The organism is Acidobacteriota bacterium, from assembly GCA_016208495.1.
Classification (GTDB): Bacteria; Acidobacteriota; Blastocatellia; order Chloracidobacteriales; family Chloracidobacteriaceae; genus JACQXX01.
In genome coordinates, this window is sequence record JACQXX010000103.1 from 1 (window position 1) to 25,749 (window position 25,749).

General features: G+C 50.1%; 20 protein-coding genes. 10 read left to right on the forward strand and 10 right to left on the reverse strand.

The features are described from left to right. Nucleotides 1–21 precede the first annotated feature (21 nt). On the reverse strand, nt 22–1,083 hold the full coding sequence (locus HY774_20735) for a prepilin-type N-terminal cleavage/methylation domain-containing protein (GenBank protein ID MBI4750913.1): 1,062 nt from the start codon (nt 1,081–1,083) through the stop codon (nt 22–24). A gap of 698 nt (nt 1,084–1,781) precedes the next feature. On the opposite strand from HY774_20735, the gene HY774_20740 reads away from it, so the two are divergent. Both HY774_20740 and HY774_20745 read left to right on the forward strand, forming a co-directional pair. After that, a complete protein-coding gene (locus HY774_20740) occupies nt 1,782–4,409 on the forward strand; it encodes a hypothetical protein (protein ID MBI4750914.1) in 2,628 nt (875 codons plus the stop codon). Nucleotides 4,410–4,653: 244 nt separating this feature from the next. Further along, entirely contained in the window at nt 4,654–5,823 is a 1,170-nt protein-coding gene (locus tag HY774_20745; protein MBI4750915.1) for a hydroxymethylglutaryl-CoA reductase, read from the forward strand. 153 nt (nt 5,824–5,976) lie between these two features. On the opposite strand, the gene mqnC is transcribed toward HY774_20745, so the two are convergent. Then, a complete protein-coding gene (gene mqnC, locus HY774_20750) occupies nt 5,977–7,065 on the reverse strand; it encodes a dehypoxanthine futalosine cyclase (protein MBI4750916.1) in 1,089 nt (362 codons plus the stop codon). Between the two features lie 181 nt (nt 7,066–7,246). Between mqnC and HY774_20755 the strand changes: the two genes are divergently transcribed. From HY774_20755 to HY774_20765, 3 genes are all read left to right on the forward strand, one after another. Beyond that, entirely contained in the window at nt 7,247–8,350 is a 1,104-nt protein-coding gene (locus HY774_20755; protein MBI4750917.1) for a PilT/PilU family type 4a pilus ATPase, read from the forward strand. 82 nt (nt 8,351–8,432) lie between these two features. Continuing rightward, on the forward strand, nt 8,433–12,149 hold the full coding sequence (locus HY774_20760; GenBank protein ID MBI4750918.1) for an Ig-like domain-containing protein: 3,717 nt from the start codon (nt 8,433–8,435) through the stop codon (nt 12,147–12,149). A 34-nt stretch (nt 12,150–12,183) separates the two neighbouring features. Beyond that, complete coding sequence (locus tag HY774_20765; GenBank protein MBI4750919.1) at nt 12,184–13,032, forward strand: hypothetical protein; 849 nt, start codon at nt 12,184–12,186, stop codon at nt 13,030–13,032. A gap of 78 nt (nt 13,033–13,110) precedes the next feature. On the opposite strand, the gene HY774_20770 is transcribed toward HY774_20765, so the two are convergent. Next, nucleotides 13,111–13,482 carry a hypothetical protein gene (locus HY774_20770; protein ID MBI4750920.1) on the reverse strand — a complete coding sequence of 124 codons (372 nt, stop codon included), beginning with the start codon at nt 13,480–13,482 and terminating at the stop codon, nt 13,111–13,113. Nucleotides 13,483–13,671: 189 nt separating this feature from the next. Between HY774_20770 and HY774_20775 the strand changes: the two genes are divergently transcribed. After that, entirely contained in the window at nt 13,672–13,905 is a 234-nt protein-coding gene (locus HY774_20775) for a hypothetical protein (GenBank protein MBI4750921.1), read from the forward strand. Nucleotides 13,906–13,939: 34 nt separating this feature from the next. Here HY774_20775 and HY774_20780 read toward each other — a convergent pair whose 3' ends face one another. The 7 genes from HY774_20780 to HY774_20810 all read right to left on the reverse strand — a co-directional run bounded on the left by HY774_20780 (nt 13,940) and on the right by HY774_20810 (nt 20,785). Next, nucleotides 13,940–14,329 (reverse strand): hypothetical protein, encoded by a 390-nt coding sequence (locus HY774_20780; GenBank protein MBI4750922.1) that lies wholly within the window; start codon nt 14,327–14,329, stop codon nt 13,940–13,942. An 8-nt stretch (nt 14,330–14,337) separates the two neighbouring features. Next, nucleotides 14,338–14,619, reverse strand: a complete 282-nt coding sequence (locus HY774_20785) for a hypothetical protein (GenBank protein ID MBI4750923.1) — start codon at nt 14,617–14,619, stop codon at nt 14,338–14,340. Nucleotides 14,620–15,283: 664 nt separating this feature from the next. Further along, entirely contained in the window at nt 15,284–16,570 is a 1,287-nt protein-coding gene (locus tag HY774_20790) for a glutamate-5-semialdehyde dehydrogenase (protein ID MBI4750924.1), read from the reverse strand. Between the two features lie 209 nt (nt 16,571–16,779). Then, nucleotides 16,780–17,196 carry a hypothetical protein gene (locus tag HY774_20795; GenBank protein ID MBI4750925.1) on the reverse strand — a complete coding sequence of 139 codons (417 nt, stop codon included), beginning with the start codon at nt 17,194–17,196 and terminating at the stop codon, nt 16,780–16,782. Next, nucleotides 17,196–17,927 (reverse strand): ParA family protein, encoded by a 732-nt coding sequence (locus tag HY774_20800; GenBank protein MBI4750926.1) that lies wholly within the window; start codon nt 17,925–17,927, stop codon nt 17,196–17,198. The genes HY774_20795 and HY774_20800 overlap by 1 nt, the downstream gene beginning before the upstream one ends. A 537-nt stretch (nt 17,928–18,464) precedes the next feature. Next, complete coding sequence (locus HY774_20805) at nt 18,465–19,514, reverse strand: hypothetical protein (protein ID MBI4750927.1); 1,050 nt, start codon at nt 19,512–19,514, stop codon at nt 18,465–18,467. Nucleotides 19,515–19,615: 101 nt separating this feature from the next. After that, a complete protein-coding gene (locus tag HY774_20810; GenBank protein ID MBI4750928.1) occupies nt 19,616–20,785 on the reverse strand; it encodes a hydroxymethylglutaryl-CoA reductase in 1,170 nt (389 codons plus the stop codon). Nucleotides 20,786–21,268: 483 nt separating this feature from the next. On the opposite strand from HY774_20810, the gene HY774_20815 reads away from it, so the two are divergent. The 4 genes from HY774_20815 (at nt 21,269) to lepB (ending at nt 25,739) form a co-directional block, all read left to right on the forward strand. Then, nucleotides 21,269–22,429, forward strand: a complete 1,161-nt coding sequence (locus HY774_20815) for a hypothetical protein (protein MBI4750929.1) — start codon at nt 21,269–21,271, stop codon at nt 22,427–22,429. Nucleotides 22,430–22,790: 361 nt separating this feature from the next. Further along, nucleotides 22,791–23,786: a hypothetical protein gene (locus HY774_20820; protein MBI4750930.1), complete on the forward strand. Its 996-nt coding sequence runs from the start codon at nt 22,791–22,793 to the stop codon at nt 23,784–23,786. A gap of 146 nt (nt 23,787–23,932) precedes the next feature. Next, nucleotides 23,933–24,682, forward strand: a complete 750-nt coding sequence (gene rnc / locus HY774_20825; protein ID MBI4750931.1) for a ribonuclease III — start codon at nt 23,933–23,935, stop codon at nt 24,680–24,682. Between the two features lie 46 nt (nt 24,683–24,728). Continuing rightward, nucleotides 24,729–25,739, forward strand: a complete 1,011-nt coding sequence (gene lepB, locus HY774_20830) for a signal peptidase I (protein ID MBI4750932.1) — start codon at nt 24,729–24,731, stop codon at nt 25,737–25,739. Nucleotides 25,740–25,749: the final 10 nt, after the last annotated feature.

The following is a 25,749-nucleotide window of genomic DNA, read 5'->3' on the forward strand; positions in this document are numbered from 1 at the left end:
CCCGAACCCCGAACCCTGATTTTATGGTTTCCATTCGTGAACATAAGCAGTAAAGTCAAATCCTTCAGTGAGTTTCAGATTTCGGTCAGACAGTTTTCCGTGAACGGCAATCCCGCGCAGTGTTGCCAGATTGACCGGCAAAGCGGCACTTTCTCCCGTGTCCGACACATACCGGAGCGAAAGTTCGATTGAAAGCGGGGAGGAGTAATCGGTTTGCGTCTGCGAGGGATCCCCCTGGCTGGTGCACCGCGAGCGTTCCGTCCGCAGAATCTGACCATTGCCGAAGTCATAGCGAATGATCGTGGTGACCGGGACGGCGGACATGGTGGTGGTCACGGTCGAACCCAGCGACGCAAATCCATCGCAGGCGGCATTGGCCGTGCCGGTCAGGACCACCGTCCGGTCCGGAATCAAAATCGTTCCGGCCACCTGACCCAATCCACCGCCGCCGGTCCCACCGCCGGTCCCACCACCAGGACGGTCTGGGATTCGAGTCTCCCGTCCAGGACCTGAACCCGAGTCGCCTGGATCGGGAACGCTGATCGGATTGCCGCCCGGAATGATGAGTTCCGACTGGGTTGGATTTCGGGGAGCTTCCGTCAGTCGAAATAAGGTGGGTTGCTGGCCGCCGCCTGAAAACAAGACCACTGTTCCGATCTTTAATTCTTTCCACACATCGGGGTCAATCCCATTTAAAATCACGGTTGAGCCCGAGACTTGAACCACGCGACCATTGGTGACCAGATTGGTGCCGATCACCATCAGCGATTGATTGTCATTCGAGAGATACACCGCCGGACGACCGACCGACCCTTCCTTGACCACCAGCCGCTCCTCGGATTTGCTCATCAATCCGGCGGTTTCAATGTCGTTTTTGAGGATGGCCGTCAAGTTGTAAGTCAGTTCCTGGAGTCGTTTTTGGGTGGCGACCCGCACCCGGTATTTTTGATAGACGGTGATGCCGGTGACCAGCACCCCAACAAACAGGGACAGTAAGAACAAGGTGACGAGCAGTTCCAGCAGGCTCAGCCCACGTTCACTCTGGGGGAGGGTGGAATTTGAAAACGGCTTTTGGCGCGGCATACTGAATTTCATCCTGCAAAAAATTTGAGAATTACCAGCCACAAATACAATCCTTGTGCCAAAGGCTGGGACTCCTCCGTCAAGAGATCCCGCCAGTGATGTCCGGCCTCATCAAAAGTCCTGGTCCGAAGCGCGAGCGGAAATCAAACCGAAGCGAACACCGCTTCCTGTGCTTTTTCCAGGAAAACAGTATGGGGTTTAAATCGTTAACCCATAATGAGTTCAAGGAAGAAGCAGGTCGAGTCCCAGGACTTGATTCCGGGCCTGGGTTTGAGCGCCAGGTTTTACCGAACGAACCAGCATATTTTGGCATGGGATTGAGCGTGGGTGGCCCCCACATCATATCCAGGCATTGTGCCTCGATAAACCTAAAAGTGCAACCAGATTCTCGGCTGTCCTCCATGACCGGAATTGAGCCTTGGGAGATTTAAATCAGCTTTTTGGATTCTTTTAAATTCATTTCGAAATTAATTGACTTGGTTCATCACAGTTCTATCAAATTTGGTGTGAGTTGATACCCCTTCAGATTTCTTGTTTAGCTATTGAAATCGTAAATTTTCCTCTTTTTGGCAGGATGGGTTCAGGCCGTGTTTCCCGGTTGGCCCTTGTGATGTCGGTCAACTCCCCGTACAATCCCGCCCCTTATCGCAAGCAACCCATTTTTGACCTGCAATCAAAGACAAGGACAACTGTAGACAATGACCTCGACGACTGCTCCGGATCGGACACAGAAAGCCATTTTTTGGGGAATCGGCCTCATTTCGCTTGCTTCACTGTTGTTTGAATTAACGCTCACCCGAATTTTTTCGGTCGTGATGTACTACCATTTTGCCTTCATGGTGATTTCACTCGCCATGTTCGGATTTGGTGTCAGCGGCCTGATTACCTATATCAAACCTGACTGGTTCCCACGCGAAAAGCTGGGAACGAAGCTTTGGCGATACAGCATTTACTTTAGTGTGTGGACGGTCTTCAGTTTGCTGTGTGTGCTCCAGATGCAGGTTGACCTTTCTTTTCGACAGGAAAATGTCCAGAAACTGGTTCTGATTTATATTCTGGCTTCCATCCCGTTCTTTTTTGTCGGGTTATGCGTCTCGATAGCAATGACTCATTTGAGCGAGGTGATAGGAAGGCTCTATTTTTATGACCTGCTCGGCGCCAGTTTAGGGTGCATGATCGCTATTCCGGTGATGAACTTTTTTGGTGGGCCGGGTGCTGTCCTGGCGGCCACGGCATTGGCCGCACTCGGCGGTCTCTTTTTTGCGCGCGTGGCTCAGGAAGAAGTCAATCCCAAAGCCCAGCTTTCGCCCTCAGAACGGGCTCCAGGGCTCATTTTGCTGGGTGGATTGATGGCCTTAGGTGGGCTGGTACTGATTGTTCCAGGGGTAAAGGGGAAAGGAATGGCCTTTTTAACCAGCAGTCAGTTTAGCAGTCTGGCGGTTTTTGCCACGGCAATTGGAACTCTCCTCTGTATCAGCGGTTTTCTCTCTCGGCGGCACCGACACGTCTGGCTTCCGATTTCACTGGCGGCTTCAGTGTTGATTTTAGCGGGCGTGAATACTCAGGTTGAGTTCTTGCGAGTGATCTTTTCCAAAGGAAACCGCGAAGAAAACATCGTGTTTTCAAAATGGAATTCGTTTTCCCGAATTTCGGTGGAAATTTATCCCCCGACTGGGGCGCATACGATGCGGATTGATGCTGACGCCGCAACCGCAGTCGTCCAAACCGGCGGGAAAATCACCGTTCGCAAACCCTTTGAAGAAGGTGTCTCGGGCATTGCTTACCATATTCGACGCGGCGCCGGTCAGGTGTTGATCATTGGACCTGGAGGTGGGTGGGACATTGCCACCGCCGTGGCTCACGATGCAAAAAACATCACAGGCTGCGAAATCAACCCGATTATCGTCAACGATGTCATGAAGGGGCAGTTTAAGCAGTTCACAGGTGGGCTGTATGAATTTCCAAATGTGAATGTTCAGGTGGGTGAAGGCCGGTCGTTTGTTCGAAACTCCGAGCAAAAATTTGACATTATCCAGGCCACACTGGTTGATACCTGGGCGGCGACGGCTGGCGGGGCTCTTTCATTGACGGAAAACAACCTCTACACGGTCGAAGCTTTTGAAGATTATTTTAAGCATTTGACCGACTCCGGCATGATCACTATGTCACGCTGGTTGATGAAACCTGACCAGCAGAATTTACGGCTGGTTTCGCTGGGCATTGAAGCCCTCCGACAGCTTGGTGTGACCCAGCCCGAACGGCACTTTATGCTGGTCAGTTCAGGTCGTGGATTTGAAGGTACAAACCAGCAAATCTGCAACGTGATGATGAAGCGGACGCCTTTCACTGATGAAGAAGTGCAGGCGATGGAACAGGAAGTCCAAAAATACGGGTTCAGCGTGGTTTATACACCGCTGACGAAACCGGATAATGACTTTACCCGACTGATTACTGCCCAAAACCGCGACCAGTTTTACGCATCGTATGCCTATGACATCAGCCCGACTTTCGACAATAAACCCTTCTTTTTCTTCACATTGCATTTAAAAGATATTGCCACGGCTTTTGTCGGCGATTATGAAATGGTGAAGAACAACGCTGGTTTGCTGGCATTGGCCAGTTTGCTGGTGGTGGTGACGGTCCTGGCGTTTGGGTGCATTGTGTTTCCGCTCCTTCTGTTTAAGCGCGAAGTCTTGCGCAAGGATACGTTTAACCGCTTCCGGGCGATTTTGTACTTCGCCGGGCTTGGGGTTGGGTTTATGGCGGTGGAAATGGCCTTACTTCAGAAGTTTGTCTTTTTCCTGGGGCATCCGGTCTACGCCCTGGCCGTGGTGTTGTTTTCGATCCTGCTCTTTAGCAGTATTGGCAGCAATTTAACCGAGCGGATTGGCGTTGAGCGGGCACCTGAAACGATGCGATGGGTGGTTTCGGCAATTTTGGTCCTGGTTCTGATCTATCTGGCCGTGTTGCCGACCATTTTGTATACCTTCCTGGGTCTGGCGGTACCGCTCAAGATTGCCTTGTCGGTCCTGATGCTTTCGCCGTTGGCAATGCTAATGGGGATGCCGCTTCCATTGGGAATCAAAACGATACGACCACAGGCGGCGGCGTTAATTCCCTGGGCCTGGGGCGTCAACGGGGCCACTTCGGTTTTTGGTTCAGTACTGGCGGTGTCGCTGGCGATCAACTTTGGCTATAACGCGCTGCTTCTGGTTGGGGCCGGGATTTACATTCTGGCGGCAATTGTGTTGCCGGCGACGTTGGCCAAAGGTGAAGCCAGGGTCGAAAACGAGCAAGTCGGAATTCCTGACGGAGTGAGTGCCTGATCGGTTTTTTGCTTTCATCACATAAGTACGTTACCGAAAATTTCAGGACATTTTGAACCACGAAACACACGAAAGACACGAAAAAATCAAACACTTACCGAATTCAATCCGTCAATATATTTATGGCAAAGTTATACCATTTTGGAATGAAGTGTGGTCCTATTAGAGAACAGTCAAGCTATTCAACTAAATGAACTTAGTGAACTACTGACTACTGACTACAAACTGGTATTAAGAGGGTTGTATGGCGCCAAAAATTCCACGTTCAAGCGACAATGATTACACCCCGGAAATGGCTGCGCGTCGAAGGGAGTTCCTCAAGGAGCAAACTGGGAAAGAGCTCCACCATGCCGGTCAATATTCATTTGACCCGGCCCTCTTGCCTGGAAACATTGAGCACTTCATCGGGGTAGCCCAGGTGCCAGTTGGAATCGCGGGCCCTTTGCTGATCAACGGTGAGTATGCCCAGGGTGAATTTTATGTTCCGATGGCCACCACCGAAGGGACGCTGGTGGCCAGTTACAATCGTGGAATGAAGTTGTTACAGGCTGCCGGAGGCGTGACCACAACGGTAACAGATGATGCGATGCAGCGGGCGCCGGTCTTTTTATTTCCCAGTGCTCGGGAAGCGCAGGCATTTGGCAACTGGGTAGCGTGCAACTTTGACGAAATCAAGAAACAGGCGGAAACCACCACCCGGATTGGAAATTTACGTGATATTGAGCAGTATCAGGCCAGCCGGTTGAAATTTTTGCGGTTTAATTACACCACGGGCGATGCTGCCGGGCAGAATATGGTCGGAAAAGCCACCAAAGCGGCCTGTGACTGGATCAACGCGACGTACCCCGGAATTCAACAGTATTTTCTGGAATCAAACTTTGCCACGGATAAGAAAGCTTCGGTGATCAATATGCTCCACACTCGCGGAAAGCGGGTGACAGCGGAAGCGGTGATTCCAGCCAAACTGCTACGGGATTTCATGCATGTTGATGCCAAACTGCTGTACCGCATTCGACAGATCAACTTTATCGGCAGTTTTCTTTCCGGGGTCAATAACAACGGCGCCCATTCACCAAACGGCATTGCCGCCCTGTTTATTGCCACCGGTCAGGATGTGGCCAATGTCTCGGAATCTTCGGCGGCGGTTACCTATGCCGAATTGACTCCCGAAGGGGATTATTATTATTCGATCACTATTCCTTCATTGATTGTCGCCACCTACGGTGGAGGCACCGGACTTCCAACTCAACGAGAGTTTCTGGAGTTGCTGGGGTGTTATGGCCAGGGTGGCGTAAAAAAGTTTGCGGAGATTGTGGCCGCAACGGTTCTGTGTGGCGAGCTATCACTTGGGTCGGCAGTCGTTTCCGAAGATTGGGTTTCAAGTCACGACAAGTATGGCCGGAACAGGCCGTAGGTGGGGCTGAAGAAGACGGGCTGAAGGCTTGGGGCTGAAGACTCGCAAGCTCGGAGCAAAGGAAGGGATGAAGGATGAGGGATGAAATAAAACCAATTCTTCAACCCATTCTCTTCAGTCCAACTTCTTCAGCCCGGTGTCTTCAGCGCTCAATCATGCCGAAACCAGTTGGGCATTTTCCAGCCGATGGTAAGCGCCGTTGCGTTTGCAGGGAATAAATCCTTCTTCCTGAATAATGGTGAGCAGTGTTTCCTCTGTGGCTCGATGATTGGCGCCGGCGGCTGAAACGACATTTTCCTCAATCATAATGCTCCCCAGATCATTGGCACCGCCGTGCAGAGCCCGTCGTGCCACATCAAACCCCTGGGTCAGCCACGAAACCTGCATATTCGGATAGTTATCCAGGTAGAGTCTGGAAAGCGCAAACCACCGCAGGTATTCATCCGGTTCCAGACGGTTTGGGAAAACTTTTCCGATTGGCACAAAGTCAGGTTGTAACGTCCAGGGAATAAAAGAGATAAAGCCATTTGTCCGGGATTGGAGTTCCCGCAGCAGCCGGAGATGTTCAAACCGGTCATCAATGGATTCGCCCATGCCATACATCATCGTGGCAGTGGTTGGAATCTCAAGTTGGTGAGCGGCCTCCATTACATCCAGCCATTCTTTCCCGGTACATTGGGTTCGCCGACGTTTGCGGAATTCATCAACCAGAATTTCACCACCGCCGCCCGGAATCGAGTCCAACCCGGCTTTTTTCAACCGATTCAGAACCTGTTCATAGGAAAGCCCGGAGATTCGGGAAAAATTGAGAATCTCAGGCGGAGAAAAACAATGCAAATGGATTTGATAGCGGTGTTTGAGTTCCAGGAGTAAATCTTCATACCATTCCAACGGAAGGTCGGGGTGAAGTCCACCTTGCATCAGCACGCCACTTCCGCCAAGCTCGATGGTTTCTTCGACCTTTTGATACATCGCCTCAAAGCTATGCACATATCCTTCGGGATGACCTGGTGGGCGATAAAAAGCACAAAAGGTGCACACCGAAGTGCACACATTGGAATAGTTGACATTTCGGTCAATCACATAGGTCACGATCCTGTCTGGATGAAACCTCTGACGAATCTGATTGGCTGCCGTGAGCAGGTCCTCAAGTGGGGCGGCCTGCAGCAAAAACATCCAGTCATCCAGGTGTGGATGGTTTCCGGCCAAAATACTTGCAAGCAAAGTGTTCGATTTCTCCATAGTTATGATCTTTCTGTGTTCCAGGCTGGTGAAATTGGCATATTATATTAACTGGCGACAGAATCCACACCAACCTGAGTTGACTTGTTCGATCCAAAGTCAGTGCTCAACTGAAAAAGAAAGGAAGGGGAACTCACTGGCCGCTGGTGCGATTGAGCCACCCGAATGGAAGACTGGTCCCATGCCATACGTCAATCTCAAACCCATCATTGATCATATGCTCAAGCAAAGCGAGCACGTAAGTGACCTGAATTTTTCGGTGAATTGCCCGCCTCAGGTCGAAATCAACGGCGAACTCTTCCCAGTCAATATCAAAGGGCTGCCGATTTTAACCTCGTACCATACCGAAATTATTGCCATGACATTGTTGGGAGGGAATAAAGACGCCGCCGAGAAATTGATTCGCTATGGTTCGGTGGATTTATCCTATAGCGTTTCGGGATGGAACCGGTTTCGGGTCAACGTTTTTTTGCAACGCGGCACTATCTCGGTGGTGATGCGGGTGGTGCTTTCGGAAATTCCCTCGCTTGAATCCCTTGGGTTACCAACCCAGTTGGGAAGCATTTCAACCCTCAAAAATGGAATTGTGCTGATTACAGGTCCCAGCGGAAGTGGAAAATCATCGTCGCTGGCCGCCCTGGTGGACAAAATCAACCAGGAGCGTTCCTATCATATTGTCACAATTGAAGATCCGATTGAGTTTCTCCATACCCGCAAACGATCAACCATCAACCAGCGCGAGCTAGGGAGCGATACCCCGAATTTTGCGGTGGCGTTACGGGCGGCGCTTCGTCAATCGCCAAAAGTGATCCTGGTTGGGGAAATGCGGGATTTGGAAACCACGGAAATTGCACTCGAAGCCGCCGAAACCGGTCATCTGGTACTTTCAACCTTACACACCACGGATGCTTCGAAGACAATTGACCGCTTAATCGGACTTTTTCCAAAAGCCGAAGAGCGAGTTATCCGCGTCCGACTGGCTCAGGCATTTCAATTTATTGTTTCACAACGGTTAATCCCAAAAGCAAAAGGTGGTGGCCGGATTGCCGCCGTCGAAATTTTAAAATCAACCCCTCGAACCCGCGAATACATCGAAAAAGGCGAAAGTCAGGGCAAAACATTGCTGGATGCGATGCAGGACGGGAATTTGGAAGGAATGCAGCATTTTGATCAGGTCATTGAACGATATATTCGAACCGGCATGGTGACGCGCGAGGATGGACTGTCATTTGCGACTAATCCGCATAATCTCGAATTGCGACTGGCCGGATTAGGGGCCGGATGAAGCCATTCATCTGTTGGGCAGAACCAAAATGTAATGTGCCCGTCGCGTTTTGTGAAGATGCCCGTTTACTGGAGATTTTAGTATGAGAATTCTATATCGAACCCTGGTTGGTGTTTTTGTTTTGAGCTGTTTATTTACCTGCGGATACAACATTTTTCAATCAACCGAATTCACAACGACTGCTTCAACCACTGGCGGTAAAGTTGCGCGCCAGTCCCCGACGATCACTTCAATTTCACCTGGGCAGGTTCCAAAAGGCCAGGTACCGGCAAAAATTAAAATTGTGGGCACCGGATTTGTTTCGGGAAGTCGGGTTTTTTTCACTGATCAGGAAGTTCCGGCCAAAGTCAAAGCATCAGGCCGGAAAATCGTTCTCAAAGGGTTGGCGGCGTCTCTTTTTGCCTTGGATCGGACCTATGATGTGGTGGTTCAAACCCCAACCGGGCAACGGTCCAATATTGTGAAGCTAGTGGTTGGAACAGGAGTCAATCCTGCTGAACCCGCCTCAATTCAGGTGAGCCAGCCTCAATCCCTGGCGCTCAATACCACTACCTCAACTCAAATTACTGCCCGGGTCCTGGATAAGGATGGAAGAGAAATCTCGGGTGCTCAAATTACCTATCAATCCGACAACATACCCGTGGCCACGGTGACTTCAACCGGTCTGGTCAGCGGAATCAATGAAGGGGCCGCCTCGATCCAGCTTCAATCCGGTGCGGTAACCACCCGGTTGATGTTTCGAGTCAGTCAGGTTGATTCCGTCTCTTCGGGCATCTTTGGCCAAAGTGATATGGCAAACTTCGCGGGCACAATTTACGCCTCAGATCTGTCGAAACATATCATCCGCCGAAGTCAATCATTCCAACCGATGAATGATTATGCCGGACAATCCGGGATAGCTGGAAATATTGACAGTACCTTAACGGCATCGCGGTTTGATGCGCCACTTGGGGTGGGCTTCCGAAATGGGATGCTCTATCTGGCTGATACCAACAATCAGGCCGTTCGACAAATCAACACGGCTACGGGCGCGGTTCGGACAATCGTCACTCGGGCCAATGCCGTTGCGGCGGGTGGGGTCTCAAGTTGGGGACCGCGGGATGTTGAAATTGATGTCAATAACGATCTCTATATCACCGATGCGGTCAATCACGTGGTCTGGCAGGCAACCGTTCAAAACTCATCGGTTCAGTTGAGAGTACTGGCGGGCCAAATTGGGCAGCCTGGAATCGTGGATGGGCAAGGCACTGGGGCCCGGTTTAACACTCCTCAACGAATTACCCTGACCGGAAAAATCCTGAGTGTCACCCAAACTGGAAACCAGGTCCGGCAAATTGGGTTGCCGGGCGGCGCGGTCAAAACCATTCAAAGCCAATCTGGAAGACCTTCTGATCGAAGCGATTTAGCCAGAACCAATCAATCCCATCCCTTTGAACCCATTGAATTTGAGGATGAGTCGCCGTCCTGGATGGAGGAGGCATCGGCTGATTTCGAAAGCCGTGACCCACTTCAGACTGCCCAACCTTCCGCTATTGCCTCAGATGTTGACGGAAATCTGTATGTGGCGACACCAGGGAATGTTCAACTCATTACCATTACCAATGATCAAGCCATCGTTTCAGACCTGGTTGCTCCCGGAACACTTCAAAATCCAGTAGCACTGACGGTGAGCCCCGACGCTGTTTTTGCATTAGATGGAAGCACCGGTCAACTGGTCCGGATTCAATTTGGAAAACCGACGATCAGTCAGATTAACCCATCTCAAGTTGGAGCCGGGAGCAGCAGTAACTTGATTACCCTCACGGGCGATAATTTTTACTTTGACACTCAGGTGTTTTTGGGAAGTCAGGCGGTCTCAAACGTGACGGTTTTAAGTTCCAAACAACTGCAATTTACACTTCCTCCCCAGCCGTTTGGTGGCAGTTTGATCCTTCGGGTTCGCAACCGGGGCGGAGAGGCACGCGGCATATTGACCATAACTGGGACCCCGGCACCACCAATGGTCAAACTGGGTGCCTTCCCGACCAGCCGCACGGTGGCTCAGGGCGAATCAGCCTTCTTTACGATTGAACTTGACCGGACAAATTTTGAGGAAAACGTAAACCTGGCCGTGACTGGGCTGCCAACCGGCGCCACCGCTCTCTTTAGTGCCAATCCGACGACGGCAAGTGCCGTGCAATTTAAAGTGGATGTCACCACGCGGGTGACGGCGGGGAATTACACCTTGCAGGTAACCGGAACGGGGACCGGCGTAACCGTTACCCCAACCCAATTAACGCTGAGTGTGACTTCGGTTTCAAATGTTGTGTTGGGTGCCAATCCAACCACCCGAACGGTGGCGGTTGGCCAGGACGCCAATTACACCCTTTCTTTAACTCGAACCAATTTCACTGGGTCGGTAACCCTGGCCACCACCAGTCTTCCTTCGGGCGTCACCTCTTCGTTCAATCCAGGTTCAGTCACGGGTACTTCATCAACACTCACGGTGACGGTCAGTACCTCGGCTGCTTCAGGGACCTTTAAATTCAACGTTACTGGAACTGCCAGTGGCACCACCGTGGTACCGGTTGAATTAACCTTAACGATTACCGGAGCACAGCCGCAGGTATTGCTTTCGGTTTCTCCTGATACCCGCCAGGTAACCGCTGGCGGAAGCGCCGACTATACAGTCACATTGACCCGAACAAATTTTACGGGCGCGGTTGATATGACCGTCAGAGGGATTGGCGGTCCAACTCCACGCGTTGGACTGGATGCTGCCTTTACACCAGATAACACCACCGGGAATACCTCAACATTGAATATTCGGACCAATATCGGCGGCACGACCTTACCTGGCACCTACACATTTCGCGTTACGGGGACAGCTTCCGGGGCCACAGTGGTGGATTCAAATGTATTTAGCCTGGTTGTCATTAGCAACAATCCGCCATCGGTCGTTGTATCGGTTGATCCATTGAGTCAACAGGTGATTGCTGGGGGTATTGCACAGTACCGACTCACCGTGACGAAGACCAATTATTCGGGGTCAGTGCTTCTTTCCCTCATTGGCAATGTGCCACCACAGACAACCGTGAGCTTTAACCCGCCCCAGTTTGATGTCTCAACGACCATGATTTTTGATACTTCGTCTGATACTCCGCATGGAAATTATGTCATGCAGATTGTGGCTGAAGCTGATGGGGTTGTGATCCAACCCGTAACCTTCTCGTTGCAGGTGGAAGAACAATCCCCGCCAACGATTACCCTGTCAATGAACCCAACCAGTCGGACCATTATGTCAGGCGAAACCGCAAGCTATACGGTCACCGTGACCACCTCGAATTTCAGTGGCTCCGTGAACCTCTCAGTGACAGGGAACATTCCGCCAGCCACCTCTTTTTCCTTCAACCCACCTCAATTCACCAGCACCACAACCCTGATTTTTACGACGAGCGGGAATACCCCATCGGGAACCTACAATATGCAGCTTGTAGCGACGAGTAACCCATCGGTATCAATCACACCAGTTAGCTTTTCTCTGATTATTCAGAATGTTGGTCTTCGGAAAACCGCCCGGCTGGTTCAAACTTCACCCGTTGAAGGCAAGTTGGATTCAAAAGAGATCAGGTTTGACCAGCCTCCAATTTTCAGTGAGTTGGTTCAGCCAGTGACTTTCCCGATCCAAGAAAATTTCAGCTCAAACATGATATTTGAGTTACCGGATGTCAGTGGTCTGGAAAAGCTGAGAATGTGTGACCTGGGATCCCAGGTCAGGAGGTCAGAGGGAACCTTGACCCCGATCAACCCAATAAATTGACAGCCTTGAAATTCTGACGCCCATGAAGCAGATCGTGAACAGTTTGATTCTTGCCTTGTGTTGTGTACATAGTGCCTGCACGGCGGCTGGAGGGGTTTCACCCCAATCTGGCCGCCAAATTTCTTCACCGCCCCCCATGTCGTTTGCTCAACTCCTGATCCAACAGCAGGTTCACTACAATCCAACCAGCCTGGCCGAGCGCAAAATTATCGCGGCATATGGGGCCGTCTGGGCAGCCAGCGGGAATCTGGTGCTCCCCGACCGGGTCATTTTTGCAAATCAGGCGGAAGTGAGCCACTTTCAACAAAAAATGCACATTGGGCGGGCTCAAATTGGCAAAACGACGATTGAACTTCAAGAAGAAGCGCTGGTGGCATGGCTCAAGGCTCGTCAGGAATGTCTTGCAAAAGGGGTTAGTCTGACTCCCCGAGGTGGTGCCTCAGCCGCCAGACGCGATTATGTGACGACCATCAGTTTATGGAAGAGCCGGGTCACTCCAGGCTTGAATTTCCATGTCAAACAAAAAAGAGTAACTGCTCAGGAAGCTGCTCGGATCCAGAAACTGTCAATTCCAGACCAGATTGAAGAAATTTTAAGACTTGAAGAGCAGGGATTGTACTTTAGCAAAAGCCTGGATAAGTCAATTCTGTACTCAGTGGCACCCCCTGGCGCGTCGCAGCACCTGGCTTTGCTGGCCATTGATATTGAGGAATATGAAAACGCACAGGCCCGTGCCATCCTGGCAAACCATGGATGGTTTCAGACGGTAGTTTCTGATCTACCACATTTTACTTATTTGGGACTGCCAGAGGCCGCATTAGCAGCCCGTGGGCTCAAGAAGGAAGTCAATCAGGGGCGGGCCTACTGGGTCCCCAACCTGTAAGATTCCTTTCGGGTGCAAGTGAGAGGATCGCAACCGAGTTATAGGCCAGGGCAGGCGGGAAGAGATCGCTTTGATGAGTTATTTGAGGTCGCGGGCCGCAATTATATCTTCCAATCGGCGGCGAATTTGGAAGTAATCCTCTAAAAGTCGGTTCATATTCACAATAAATGGAATTTGAAGTGCTGCGGCTTCCTCAGCCCGTTCCGTCAAGACCTCTGCCTCAACCGAATCAGGATCGAACTCATCTAATTGATCCATCAATTCATAAACATTCTCACCTCGCGGGTGGCGGTGGTAACAAAAGGTGACAAAAGCGAGTGTGAGTCCATCAATGATTTGTTCAGGAAGTTGTGGATCTTGGTTATTGAGCGGATGACAGAGAAAAGAGTCATCTTCAACACCAAGGGCCAGGGAAAGTTCTCGAATATCGTCAGCTAGTACAGGGTCCATAGGTCTGAAAAAAAGGAAGAGATTAAACTTAACAGCAGAACGGTCGGCAGTTTACCATAGGCAGGTACGACTATGTCCAGATGGATATTAGGCATCGCTGCCAAACCTTCCGGTACTATGGTCAAGGACAGTGGTTCTTACTCGATTCAAACAACTTAACCAACCACAAGGAAAGCGAGCGCGCTGGATATGAATAACGGTTCAAACGAAACAGAACCCACCGACATGATTTTATTGGCTGAGTCGGATAATTATGACGTATTTACGGACCCGGAGGCCGACTTAGTCCATGTCGATTTTTATGGACAGGGAATCACCCTACATCTAACCCGGATTGATTTTCTGGAGATGGTTCAAGTTTTAGAAACTGCGGTTACTCGACTCAAAACAATAGCTGATGAGTCGGAACCCACCCAATCCTAAGGGGGAACCCGACCAGGTTGGTTCTGGCAAGTGCTTATTTCCGTTCCGGGACAGCGCGTTCAGCCATTGCGACCAGCAGCCGTTGTCGGGCATTCACCCCGTTTCGGCGGGAGGTTTGCCATGAGGAAACGGCCTGTTCATATTGCTCGCGCAATCGCGATGCCCCCTGGTCAAGCGCCAGTTGTTCTCCAAGGGATCGAATGTCACGCAATGCCTGCTCCTGTTCCTGCCGGGCTCGGATTAACTCCCGCATTTGATCGGCCAGATAGCCTTCTAAATTGTCACCAAAGGTGATTGGTGAGGTAACTGAACCCTCCAATCCAGAACCCATCGCCATTCCTTCATTATTGGAAAATGAGCGACCAGGTTTGGCTTTTGGCCGATTTGTGGTTGGCGGATGAAACCGCCGTGGTGTTTTTTTCATTTGTGATTTCATAGTTTATATTGGACCTCAAAGTCTAAACTGGCAGATTGAAATGGATTACTCCCTGGACGGAACCACTCTTTGTGGTCACGGATAAAAGCAAGTGGTACCGCTCTGCCACTGGTTTGGTGGTCAATCAGCAACAATTGGATGGTTGCTGGTTGAAAAGAGAGTGGATATAGAGTCGAGATGTGGGTAATGGTGAAACAATCTGCCACGGTTCGGATTTGGCCAGTGCCCATCCCAGAAAAACCACCACTGGTTGATTGATACATCGAGCCAGGATTCATACCTCTCAGATGATTCCAGATGAAATGCTCAATCAATTGATGGGTTTAAAGGTTTTTGGCACAGTTTATATATGACCCAGGGAGTCGAAGATGGGTTTCAAATCCTCTCCGGTTTGATCTCTTTCGAGTGAAGTTTCGGGTTTAACAGCAATCCTGTTCATTAAGATAAATGATGGGGGAAGAAGGGCAACTTATAGATTTACCTTAATGAGGAGCTTGAAGACGCACAACCTGTGCTTTTCTCAGCGAAAGCAGCCATTTTTCAATTTGGTGTTGAGGGTAAAACGGTGCTGATGATTGAATTCAGACATTGAGAAGCTGAAAAAAGAGTCAACCAGCGATGCCAGGCACGGATGATATTTACTCAAAGAGTAAACAGCAGGAATTCACAAAAGGTGGAAGATTGTGAAAAGGTGCTTGTTTTGTTGGATTTGCTGCATGACTGCAGATGACACCAACCATAGTCAGTTGGGAAAAGCTTGTCAAGCAACGATTACCAGATCCGTGGCGAAGACAGGTGTCTTTCTTATTTTGGCGGCGACAACTCATCCGAGGGGTACGAACGGTTACCCCGTACCTGGCATCCCCCCAAGTTTCGATCCAATACGGGTGAAAGAGTTGAGCCACGCCAAATTCTTAACTGACCTTCTCAGTTGCATTGATGCTAACTGGTGCGGATTTGACCATCCCCAAGGACCACGAATTTCAGTGTTGTCAGTCCTTCGGCGCCCATTGGTCCATATGCATGGAGTTTAGTGGTGCTGATTCCAATTTCAGCTCCAAGACCAAGCTGAAACCCGTCAGCAAATCGGGTTGAGGCATTGACCATGACGGTTGATGAATTGACTTCGCGGATAAACCTCATCGCCTGGGCATGGTTTTCGGTCACAATCGTTTCAGTGTGATTTGACCCAAACCGTTGAATGTGAGCAACGGCGGCTTCAAAAGAGTCCACAATCTTCACCGCGAGAATAAAATCAAGAAATTCCATGCCAAAGTCATCGGGGTAGGCTGCTTTGAGCTTGCCTTCAGGGAGTGGTTCATCGTTCAAAGCGTTCAGTGTCTGATCACACCCTCGGATTTCCACCCCCAAATTTACCAGTGCCTGGATCATTGGTTTCAGGCAGGTTTCAACCGCATCTTTATGAACTAAAAGAGTTTCAGTCGAATTACAAACACCTGGCCGCTGAGCTTTTCCGTTGCAGATGAGATCAACCGCCATTTTCGCGTCGGCGCTGGCATCAACGAAAGTATGACAGACTCCACGATAATGTTTGATGACTGGAATTCGCGAATGCTGGGCTACAAACCGAATCAGGCTCTCGCCTCCCCGAGGAATGATCAAGTCAATGTCATCTTCGAGTGTGTGTAACTCAAGCAAAACGTCTCGATCCGGGGTAGGAATAATTGTAACCAGTGCTGGCGGTAATCCCTGTTGATGCAATACCGATTGAAACAGCTTTCCAATTGCCTGATTGGAATGGAATGCCTCTGACCCTCCACGCAAAATACAGGCGTTCCCAGCTTTTAAACACAACCCCGCTGCATCGGACGTAACGTTTGGGCGTGATTCATAAATGATGCCGATGACCCCAAGAGGAATTCGCATCCGCCCAACCATCATTCCATTTGGGCGGCGGGTCAACCCGATTATTTCACCTACCGGGTCGGTCTGGTCAGCCACTTCTTGCAGTGAGGTCATCATGCCTGAAATGACTTTATCGGTGAGGCGTAGCCGGTCCAGCATTGCCCCACGAATTCCATTTCGTTCAGCCTGCTCAACATCTCGGGCATTGGCCGTATTCAACAATTCACGATTCTGGTCAAAGGCCAGGGCAAATGCTCGAAGCAAGTTGTTTTTGGTGGTACTGGAAAGTGTTGCGGCGACAAAAGAAGCTTCACGAGCCGAGCGGGCAAGATCACGGATTGAAAGAGCGACAACTGGTTCAATTGACACGATTGAATCTCCTTTGATGAAAACTACGGGCTGAAAAAACCTCGGGCTGAAGACATCGGGCTGGGGGCTGAGGGCTGAAGACTCGCAAGCTCGGGGCAACTCAAGGGATGAGGGATGAAATAAAACCAATTCTTCAACCCAATTTCTTCAGCCGGTTTTCTTCAGCCCGAAGTTTTCAGCCCCCAGCCCTCAGCCCTAGTTTTTCAGCCCTGGTTTAGTCCTGGGCCATTCAAGTTTACCTGATGTTCATAAACAGGACGACCCCCGCGGTCCCCAGTTTTTCGGGAGAATGAGACCTCAACTAGCCCAGCTTCATCCGCTTTCAGAAGGACCTCTAGTGCCGCGCGAAACACAGCCGACAGGTCGCGACAGCCACGGAGGTATCCGTACTTTTGGGCTTCCAGCACATCGGCATCGCTCAAAACGATGGTGCGAGGTCCCAGGGTTGACAGGGATTGAGCATCAGTTTTTCGTTCAGGGGCGGCAGCTTTGGGAGGTTCCGGCTGGACTGGCTCAGGTTGAATGGGAGTCATGGGCTGAGTCAATGCCCGAATTGCAGCTTTGGTTGCATCTGGAGCGAATGGATTGGACATGGATGGAGCTTTGGTATTACGGGCCATTACAGAACCTCCGAAATCAAACGTTGATAATCCTCAGCCCCGCGTGACCGAGGGGCAAATTCAAAAATTGACTGGCTAAATCCAGGCGCCTCTGACAGCCGAACATCAGTTCGAATGGGCCCAGTCAATTGCTGTGGGAATTGTTCTTTGAGCATTTCCATGATCTGGAGGGTTTTTCGATTCCGGCTATCAAAAAAAGTAGGAATGACATGGCGAATTTCAACTGTGGTTTCAAGTTCTTCAGCGATGGCTGAAATCTCATTCACCAGTTGGGCCACACCCATCAGGGCAAAATATTCCATACTGACTGGGATCCAGGCTTCTTCGACAAAAAGCAGAACGTTGGAATGCAGGGTTGAAAAACTTGGGGCACAATCCAGCAGCACCAGGTCATATCCTTCAAGGTTTCCAAACCGTCGCCGCATCACATTGACCGGGTTTTTTTGTTGCATCAGGAAGACCGAGACCGCCGAAAGGGAAATCGTGGCCGGGATCAAATCCAGGTTCGTTCGAATTGTTTGTCTGGCTGTATCCCAACTGGCTTCGCCAATCAGCACATCATAAATTGTCGGACCCGGCCTGGCCCCAAGGTGAGCCGAAGCATTTCCCTGGGCATCACAGTCAATGAGCAGGACTTTTTTCCCCTGGTCGGCAACCCCCGCCGCGACATTGACCGCAGTGGTACTTTTACCAGTTCCTCCTTTAGAACACATCACACAGATTTTGCGCATGGGGACTTCTCCACAACCTTTTCCCAAAGAACGGGAAAACGTTGATTCGTGAAAACATTTTAACGTATTAACCATCTTCCAAACCAATCCATCGGTTGAGGGGCCGGCTCACACAACCAGGCCGGATTGCCCGGGAAAGAGGGGCCGCCCATAAGCGCCAGGAGAAGGAATGTTGATTGCTTTTGAGGTCAGGAGACTGGGGGACAAGGGGACAAGGGGAATAAACAACTGGTCGCCTTCCCCCGCTCTCAATCGGAACTGATTCAACCTGATAAACCTGGTGAATTGTCTCCGTGTCTTCCTAAGTACCTTACCGAAAGTTTCCAGACATTTTAACCACGAAAAACACGAAAAACACAAAAAAGATCAACCACTTACCAAACCCAATATCTCAGGAAACTTATGACAAGGTACTTATCCCCTTGTCTCACACAGGCTCAAACTTCCTTCTCCTGGCGCTTATGGAGGGGCCACCCCAGGGGGTATCTGGTTGGCGCCCTCTCGGACTGGAAACAGATTACCTTGGTGATTGGGAAATCAAACGTAATTGCAGATAAATTGAATGTACTCGCGTTTATCCGGTTGACGGGCTGACCGCCGCCGAACTGAGGCCAGCACCATTTCCACTGCATTGAGCAACAGGGTTGGATCGGGTTCGGTTTCGACTTCCTCTCGGAAAATCTGCTTTACCAGCGCCATCCCCTCGTCAAGAGCTTCAAGGACAAAATTGACTTCAAATGGGTCAACTGCTTTGAGTTCTTGATTTTGTTCCAGGGCATGTTTGAGGTGTTCCAAGGCTGCAACGATGTGGCTATCGTTGAGTTGAGGATTGGGAATGGTCGCATCCGCGATAAAGCGCTCGATGGTATACAGCATGCCCTTCATCACATCCTGGGTGAGCAGGAGCCCAACCGCTTCCTCCAGGGAATCAAGCGGGATGGCGCGTTCAAGAATATCCCAGCCGTTGGGTGTCAACGTAAATGTATCAGATTCCCGAAAGGCCGATTTCAACCGATGGTGGGCGGGCATCACATAGTTCAACCGTTTCGCACCGAGTTGACGCCGAGAGGTACAGCGTTGACAGGCCATGTAGCTATCGGCTCCGTTTTGGGCGGCTTCTTTTATGGCATTGACGATTTCTGGGGGAAGTGCCGCATCGCAAACCGGACATAAGTAAATGCTGGGTGGAAGTGAAAGTCTGGCGCCTGGTCCAAGATGTTCTTTAAATTCAGCAACTCCCTCTGGGGCTTCTTTCCCAATCGCACCCAGAATTCGAAGCCCGACGCCAAGATTCTTTCGAGTTTGATCAGCATCACCGCGAATCCATTGAAACGGACCCTTTGCCATCAACTCCGCAACCTCTGTCGGGCTATCAAACGTGGCGGTTTGAAACTTAAATAAGCCAGTTCCAAATTCGTCAATACAGAATAAACTCGCGTCCACCGAGTTGTTCTCAGCATTGGGTTCCGCAACCAAAACCAGACGGAGACCATCCTGGCGAGTCCAAAAATGGCCCAATCCAGGTTCGTTTTTTTGAGCGGAAACAACAGCCGCCCCAGCCGCTTGGGTGGGGCGGTGAACTTTCATTTTTTGTGCTTTTGTCTTTTTCGGCATGACTCTCGCTTTATAACTCCAATTTAAAAATAGTAAGGATCGTTCATCGGAAGACTTCACTCGGGTCAGGAGGATTACCGATTTCGGCCATATTGTTCATGGCTTGACACCCAGTCGTGGGAGCTGATGGCTGAACTGAGTGAAATTTCCCCAGCCAGTGCCACTGCCGCGATAATCTCGGCCAGTTTATTGACTTTGCCTTTCCCCTGACACCCAAGGATTCCGAGACATTCCTGTTGGGTTGGTAATCCGGTTCCTCCGCCAAAAGTCGCAACGATCAGTGACGGAATGGTGAGTGAAATATAGAGGGATCCGTCTCCGGTTACCTCGCAATAGAGGACTCCGGCTGAAGATTCAGCCACATTGGCGACATCCTGGCCGGTGGCGATAAACATGGCGGTAATGGCATTTGCTGAGTGAGCACCATTATTGTTGACACCCGACAAAAACCCGGCCACGTTGGCCACGCTGTAGTGGTAATGGAGCTGTTCCGGAGTGGTCCGCATGACCTGTTTGAGAACCTCAGCCGGAATGGTGCACTCGGCAGTGACACGTTTTCCACGTGTCATGATCGAGTTAATCTGAGACCCTTTTTTGTCAGTGGCAAAGTTCGACTCCAGAAACCATCGAACCACGCCACCATGGTTTTCGACCATCCATTTAGAGGCGGCATAGGTGGCCCGACCAACCATATTCTGACCAGCCGCGTCACCCGTTGAATAATTAAACCGGGTATAGAGGAATTTATTGGACTGGTAAAACTCAATACTCACGAGTTTGGCAATCCGAGAGGTGCTTTCCGCCACCGCCCTGATTTGATCCAGGTTATCCCGAATCCAGTTGGCAAAATCCCTGGCTTCGCGGGCATTGTGAAAGATAAAGACTGGGGCGCGCTGCATTTGATCAGCCGTCACCGTGACGGTGGCGCCGCCAGAGAGGTTAATGACCTTCATTCCCCGACTGTAGCTGGCAACCAGGGTTCCTTCAGAGGTGGCCAGAGGAATATAAAATTCTCCCTGGGCTTGCTCGCCATTGACGAGCAATGGACCGGCAATACCAATCGGAATCTGAGCCACTCCAATAAAATTTTCAATGTTGCCCTGAGTGATATGGGGATCAAAGGAATATTGTGGAAGGTGGTGAAGCTTCAGTTCGTTGGCTTCTTCAACGAGTTCCTGGCGTTGGCGAATAATATCTGGTGTGTAGTTGTCGTCTTTGCTGTAAGGAATTCGCTTCAAAGGCATGCCTATATGCTCCTCTTCGTGAAAAGGCTGGATGGTGTTGAGGAAGGGATTTGAGAGAATTGATATGCGCGTTATACACCAAGCCGCTCCTCCTTGTCCAAAAGCATTTCTTGATACAGATTGGTGTGTGCTCGTTCAATAGAAACCAAAAGCCACTACGGCGACTGAAGCAACTAAATCAAAATGGGTCAGGTGCGCATTCGTTTTTGGTCGCACTTTTCTGAAAACTCCTCACCCTGCCTGAAAAAGATGGGAAAAAGGAAGTGAGTCCAAAAGCGTTGACAAACCCATGGCAGCGTGTCAGCATCCGAAATTCGTGAAAAAACACTGTGTTTAACCACATTCCAGGCTTTTCGCGTGTTCGACAAACTTTGCTTTTACAGGCATCGCTGGTAAGGTAAAAATCATCACTCAATTCGCCTGTCCAACACTTCACCGTCATTAAAATTTCATATTTCGCCTTAGGAGGAGCTTAACCCCCTTATGAAAAAGTCTCTGATTTGCCTTGTCAGTTTATTCCTGACCCAACTGGTGGTTGGTGGAAATCTTGCCCTTGCTGCCGCTCCGGTAGGGAGTACAACTCGAATTTTGGCCTCGCAGCAGGTGGCCAGTGCCAGCACCGCGGGTGGTTCCAGTGGTACGGCAACGGCAACCGATGCTGTCTCAAGCCAGACCCAAGAATATAATGACATGATTGCCGCAACCGATGAAAAAGACCCCGAGTTGCGGTATAAAAAAATCCAGGAGTTTCTGGTCAAATACCCACAATCCGAGTACAAAGTATTTGTCAATACCCGGTTGAATGGTGCTCGCGGGGTATTGATCAATCGAAGCCTTGGGAAAGCAAATATGGTTGATGCCCACAAATATGGGAAGGAACTGTTTGCTGAACCCAAAGAACATAAAGAGGGAATTGATGATTTCCCGTACTACTGGGTCCTTGGCCGTGCTTCTGGACTGATTGCGATCCAGTCGAATGACAATAATTATCTCAAGGTCGGAGCTGAGTATTCTCAAAAAGCTCTTGATTTGATCGCCCAGGGCAGCAAGATTGATAACAGAAACTTTAAGTGGGATGAAAAGAAGAATGCGGTCACGGCGGATTTGCATCGCACGATTGCCATGATGCATTACGTGGATGCCAAATATGACGACGCCACCAAATCGTTTGAAGAAGCGATCAAGGTGGATTGTGACGCCTATGGCCTTTACTATCGTGGGCGGATCAAATTTATTGAATTTACCGCTATCGCCAAGACCTATAACGACATCCCGGATAAAACCACTCCCGAGGCAACGGCGGCTTTAACGGCAGCCAAGGATAAAGCCAAGGTTGCAAGCGAATATCTGGCCAAAGCCGTGGCTTATATCGAAAAGCGATCAGATGCGGCAACATTCAAGTCTTTTTCCGATGATGCCCGGAAATTGTTAGATCCAGTATTTAATTTTGCTTACGAAGAAAAAATCAACGAGCAGCCGGCACCACCACCAGCACCAGAACCTGACCCCAAAGCAAAGCCAGGTGCTGCCAAACCAGCCACGACGGCGGCTCCAGCCACTGCACCAGCCGAAGATCCAAAAGTGAAAGCTGCCCGGTTGATGGCCGAGGAAATTGATAAGTATAAAGCCCAGCCGTGCCAATAATTCCACAATGACCAATTGTGGATCATGTTTCCTAAAAAAGGGGCCGCCAGGATCTTTCCCAGATCCAAGCGCCCCTTTCGTTATTTCCCTGCTTGCCCAATCATGAATTGGTCCCGTATAGTTTCCCCGATTCCCATGAGTTTTTGATGCTGACCGCACCCTGGCTCCTCTGTCCTAACCTGGTCCCCTGGTCTTCCACTTTCGGATTCAAAAAATCACCTGGTTTCATGGAAACTCGGCCTCTAGTCAATGAGATTGCTTCAAAATGAACCCTCATAACCATCCTGCTCACTTCCATCGTGGATTTTCCGGCAAGCATGGATTTTCCATACCAGTATCTCGGTGTTGCTGGGTGTTTTTGATGACACTGGCTGGTTTGATCCTGGGTGGCGAAGTCTGGGCGATGCAGGGTGACGCCCAGTTGATGCCGGCTCAAGTGGTTGGTGTCTTGGGCGTAGCGCAGTCACCTCCCAGTTCTTCCTCCACTCCTCAGACATCAGCAAAATCTGATCTTCAAACCCTGGAGAAGGTAGTCCAGCCGGAAAAGCGATATGAAGGGTTTCAAAGCTTTTTGCAAAAGTATCCGCAGGCCGAAGAGGCTCGATTTGCCCGCGAACAACTCAACTCAGCCCGGTTTACCTTGATTTTTGAGTATCGAGACGCTGGGAAACTGGAAGATGCCTTTCGAATCGGAACCGAATTTGTAAAGGAGCCGCCAGAATTCAAGAAAAATGAAGATGAATTGCTGGTCTGCATCACCTTGGGTGAAGAAGCCGGGCGGATGTCGCTCAAGGGCAATTTTCAACATCTGGGTGCGGGTGAACTTTTTGCCCGCCAGGCGATTTCGTTGATGGAAGGGGGCCAAAAAATCCAGCTATCCACAACTGATTGGGAGATCTCAAAGGGGCGGTATCTCAGCCAGATGTACCAGACGGTTGGTGTTTCAAACTTTAAGGATCACAAATTTGATGACGCGTTGTTGTCCTTATCCCGTTCGATTGAGCTGAATTGCCGTGATCCATTTAGTTATTACCTGACCAGTCTGGTTTATCAGGAACAATACTTCGAAGCCGCGACGCAGTTTAATGCGATATCTGATAAACAATCCTCAGATGCCCGGGTGGCACTGGCAAAGGCCCGAGCCAGCGCGGCAAAAGCCGCGGAATTTATGGCAAAAACCATTGTGGTTTGTGAAAGCTGCATGACGGCTGGAGATAAAGAGTCACCCACCTATGGTAAATTATTAACCTCCTGCCGAACAGATATTGAGGATCCGTACCGAGTCAGCCACAATAACAAACTGGATGGGTTAGATGGTTATATTCAAGCCATGCGCGCTCGAATCTGCTCAAAATAATTGCACTCAGTTTGAAACCCCGTGTATCCCCCAGAGCTTGTTTCTTCAGGCTTACAGTGAACAAATTTACCGGCAATGGTTCCCAGAGTTGTTGGTATTTCTTTCTGATCCATTGATTTACCGAAAATTAACCGCGGAAAGGGCAATTGACTTTGAATCTCAGTGAACTCGAAGAACGCATGGGATATCAGTTCCAAAGGCCCGAGTTGCTTGAGCGAGCCTTGACACACCGTTCCTATGCCAATGAGCATAGTCACGAAAATTGTTTAAGTAATGAGGGCCTCGAATTTTTAGGCGATGCCGTCCTGGGCCTGATTATCAGTGAGTGGCTGGTTGAGCGGTTTCCAGAGTCTCCCGAAGGAGTTTTGGCACGGTTTAAGGGGTATCTGGTCAGTTCACAACACCTGGCGGAATGTGCTCAATTATTAGAACTGGGAAAATTCTTGCGGTTAAATCGGGGTGAAGAAAAAACAGGGGGCCGCCGGAAGCGCGCGATTCTTGAAAATTCCTTTGAAGCAGTTCTGGCAGCACTCTATCTGGATGCCGGATTGGCCCGGACGGCTACTTTTGTCCGAACCCTTTTTGAACCTTCAGTGGCCACACTTGACCCGACTGAAGCAAATTTTGCCGATTCCAAAACGGCACTCCAGGACTGGTTGCGGGCTCATCGGATGCCATTACCTGAATATTTTACCGTGGCTTCAGATGGCCCCCCGCACAGCCCCGAATTTTCAGTTGGACTCCGGCTCGGGAGTGAAATCATTGCCCAGGGACGTGGCCCAACCCTCAAGGCGGCGCACCAGTCAGCCGCGAGTATGGCGTTGAAATACCTTAAGATGCGTCATGTAGCTACCCGCACATCGAAAGCCAAGGAACAACCGCCCTCAACACCTTGATGGGCATAGTCGCCCCTGTGGTGGACCTGGGTGATACCATTTTGGAATGAAGTCATCGTATGATGGGAAGGTTAAACGATTGAAAAAATTGTATTTCCCTGAACCCGATACCCTGAACCCTGAATGGTATGACTTTGCTCATTTTTCCTCAAATTCCGTGTTCAAATCTGTCTTTGCTCACTTTCAATCTGCCTTGAACCAGGGCCGGAAGAAACACCCGGCAGCCTCGACCACTGCTGCACCTTCTCCCGTGCTTGCTCGACAGAAGCCGGGCTTGATCCGCGAGTTTATTGAGGTCGCCCTGATGACAGTCATTGGCTCGCTCTTTGTTTTTACCTTTGTCGTCCAGGATGTACGGGTCGAAACCGGATCCATGAAAAATACAATTCAGGTCGGTGACTACTTGTTGGTTAACAAGTTTATGTTTGCTGATGGTGGTTCAACTGGAATTCCCTGGTTGCCTACCCGCAATATTCGCCGGGGTGACATCGTGATTTTCAAGTTTCCAAAAGATCCCAATGTGAATTATGTCAAACGAGTGGTAGGGTTGCCCGGAGAAACCATTGAGATTCGTGGAAATCGGGTTTTTATCAACGGACAGGAGTTAGCCGAGGTCAGGTTTACCATCAATATTGAGTCTGACCGGCTCAATCGAACCGCGCCGCTTCAAATTCTGGCTGAACTCCCGCCTCTGGATGTGGGACCCAATGCCTTAACTTCACCCACTCCGTACAACGTGTATTATGGTCCGCAATCCAATGATCCAACTGACCCAGGTAACCGGCAAGTGGTTGATGAACTTCTGGATACGGCTGTTTATGGCGTGGGGAGCCCCTATAAAATTCCACCTGACCAGTTCTTTTGTCTTGGGGATAATCGTGATAATAGTGAAGATAGCCGGCAGTGGGGGGGCGTCCCTCGAAAAAACATCATTGGTGCCCCAATGTGGATTTTGTATTCAATTCGTGCTGACGATAATCAAACCGGGTCCTCGAATTTTCTGATAGATGTGCTGTTAAATTCAAAATGGGATCGTTTCGGGACCCGGATCCGGTGAAAGGAAGGTT

Excerpts from the sequence above, each read along its gene's own strand:
- HY774_20770 (MBI4750920.1), bottom strand. The coding sequence starts at position 13,482 with ATGGACCCTGTACTAGCTGACGATATTCGAGAACTTTCCCTGGCCCTT.
- HY774_20735 (MBI4750913.1), bottom strand. The coding sequence starts at position 1,083 with ATGCCGCGCCAAAAGCCGTTTTCAAATTCCACCCTCCCCCAGAGTGAA.
- lepB (MBI4750932.1), top strand. The coding sequence starts at position 24,729 with ATGAAGTCATCGTATGATGGGAAGGTTAAACGATTGAAAAAATTGTAT.
- HY774_20800 (MBI4750926.1), bottom strand. The coding sequence starts at position 17,927 with ATGCGCAAAATCTGTGTGATGTGTTCTAAAGGAGGAACTGGTAAAAGT.
- HY774_20775 (MBI4750921.1), top strand. The coding sequence starts at position 13,672 with ATGAATAACGGTTCAAACGAAACAGAACCCACCGACATGATTTTATTG.
- HY774_20815 (MBI4750929.1), top strand. The coding sequence starts at position 21,269 with ATGAAAAAGTCTCTGATTTGCCTTGTCAGTTTATTCCTGACCCAACTG.
- HY774_20805 (MBI4750927.1), bottom strand. The coding sequence starts at position 19,514 with ATGAAAGTTCACCGCCCCACCCAAGCGGCTGGGGCGGCTGTTGTTTCC.
- HY774_20760 (MBI4750918.1), top strand. The coding sequence starts at position 8,433 with ATGAGAATTCTATATCGAACCCTGGTTGGTGTTTTTGTTTTGAGCTGT.
- HY774_20780 (MBI4750922.1), bottom strand. The coding sequence starts at position 14,329 with ATGAAAAAAACACCACGGCGGTTTCATCCGCCAACCACAAATCGGCCA.
- HY774_20820 (MBI4750930.1), top strand. The coding sequence starts at position 22,791 with ATGACACTGGCTGGTTTGATCCTGGGTGGCGAAGTCTGGGCGATGCAG.
- HY774_20795 (MBI4750925.1), bottom strand. The coding sequence starts at position 17,196 with ATGGCCCGTAATACCAAAGCTCCATCCATGTCCAATCCATTCGCTCCA.
- HY774_20785 (MBI4750923.1), bottom strand. The coding sequence starts at position 14,619 with ATGAATCCTGGCTCGATGTATCAATCAACCAGTGGTGGTTTTTCTGGG.
- HY774_20755 (MBI4750917.1), top strand. The coding sequence starts at position 7,247 with ATGCCATACGTCAATCTCAAACCCATCATTGATCATATGCTCAAGCAA.
- mqnC (MBI4750916.1), bottom strand. The coding sequence starts at position 7,065 with ATGGAGAAATCGAACACTTTGCTTGCAAGTATTTTGGCCGGAAACCAT.
- HY774_20745 (MBI4750915.1), top strand. The coding sequence starts at position 4,654 with ATGGCGCCAAAAATTCCACGTTCAAGCGACAATGATTACACCCCGGAA.
- HY774_20740 (MBI4750914.1), top strand. The coding sequence starts at position 1,782 with ATGACCTCGACGACTGCTCCGGATCGGACACAGAAAGCCATTTTTTGG.
- HY774_20810 (MBI4750928.1), bottom strand. The coding sequence starts at position 20,785 with ATGCCTTTGAAGCGAATTCCTTACAGCAAAGACGACAACTACACACCA.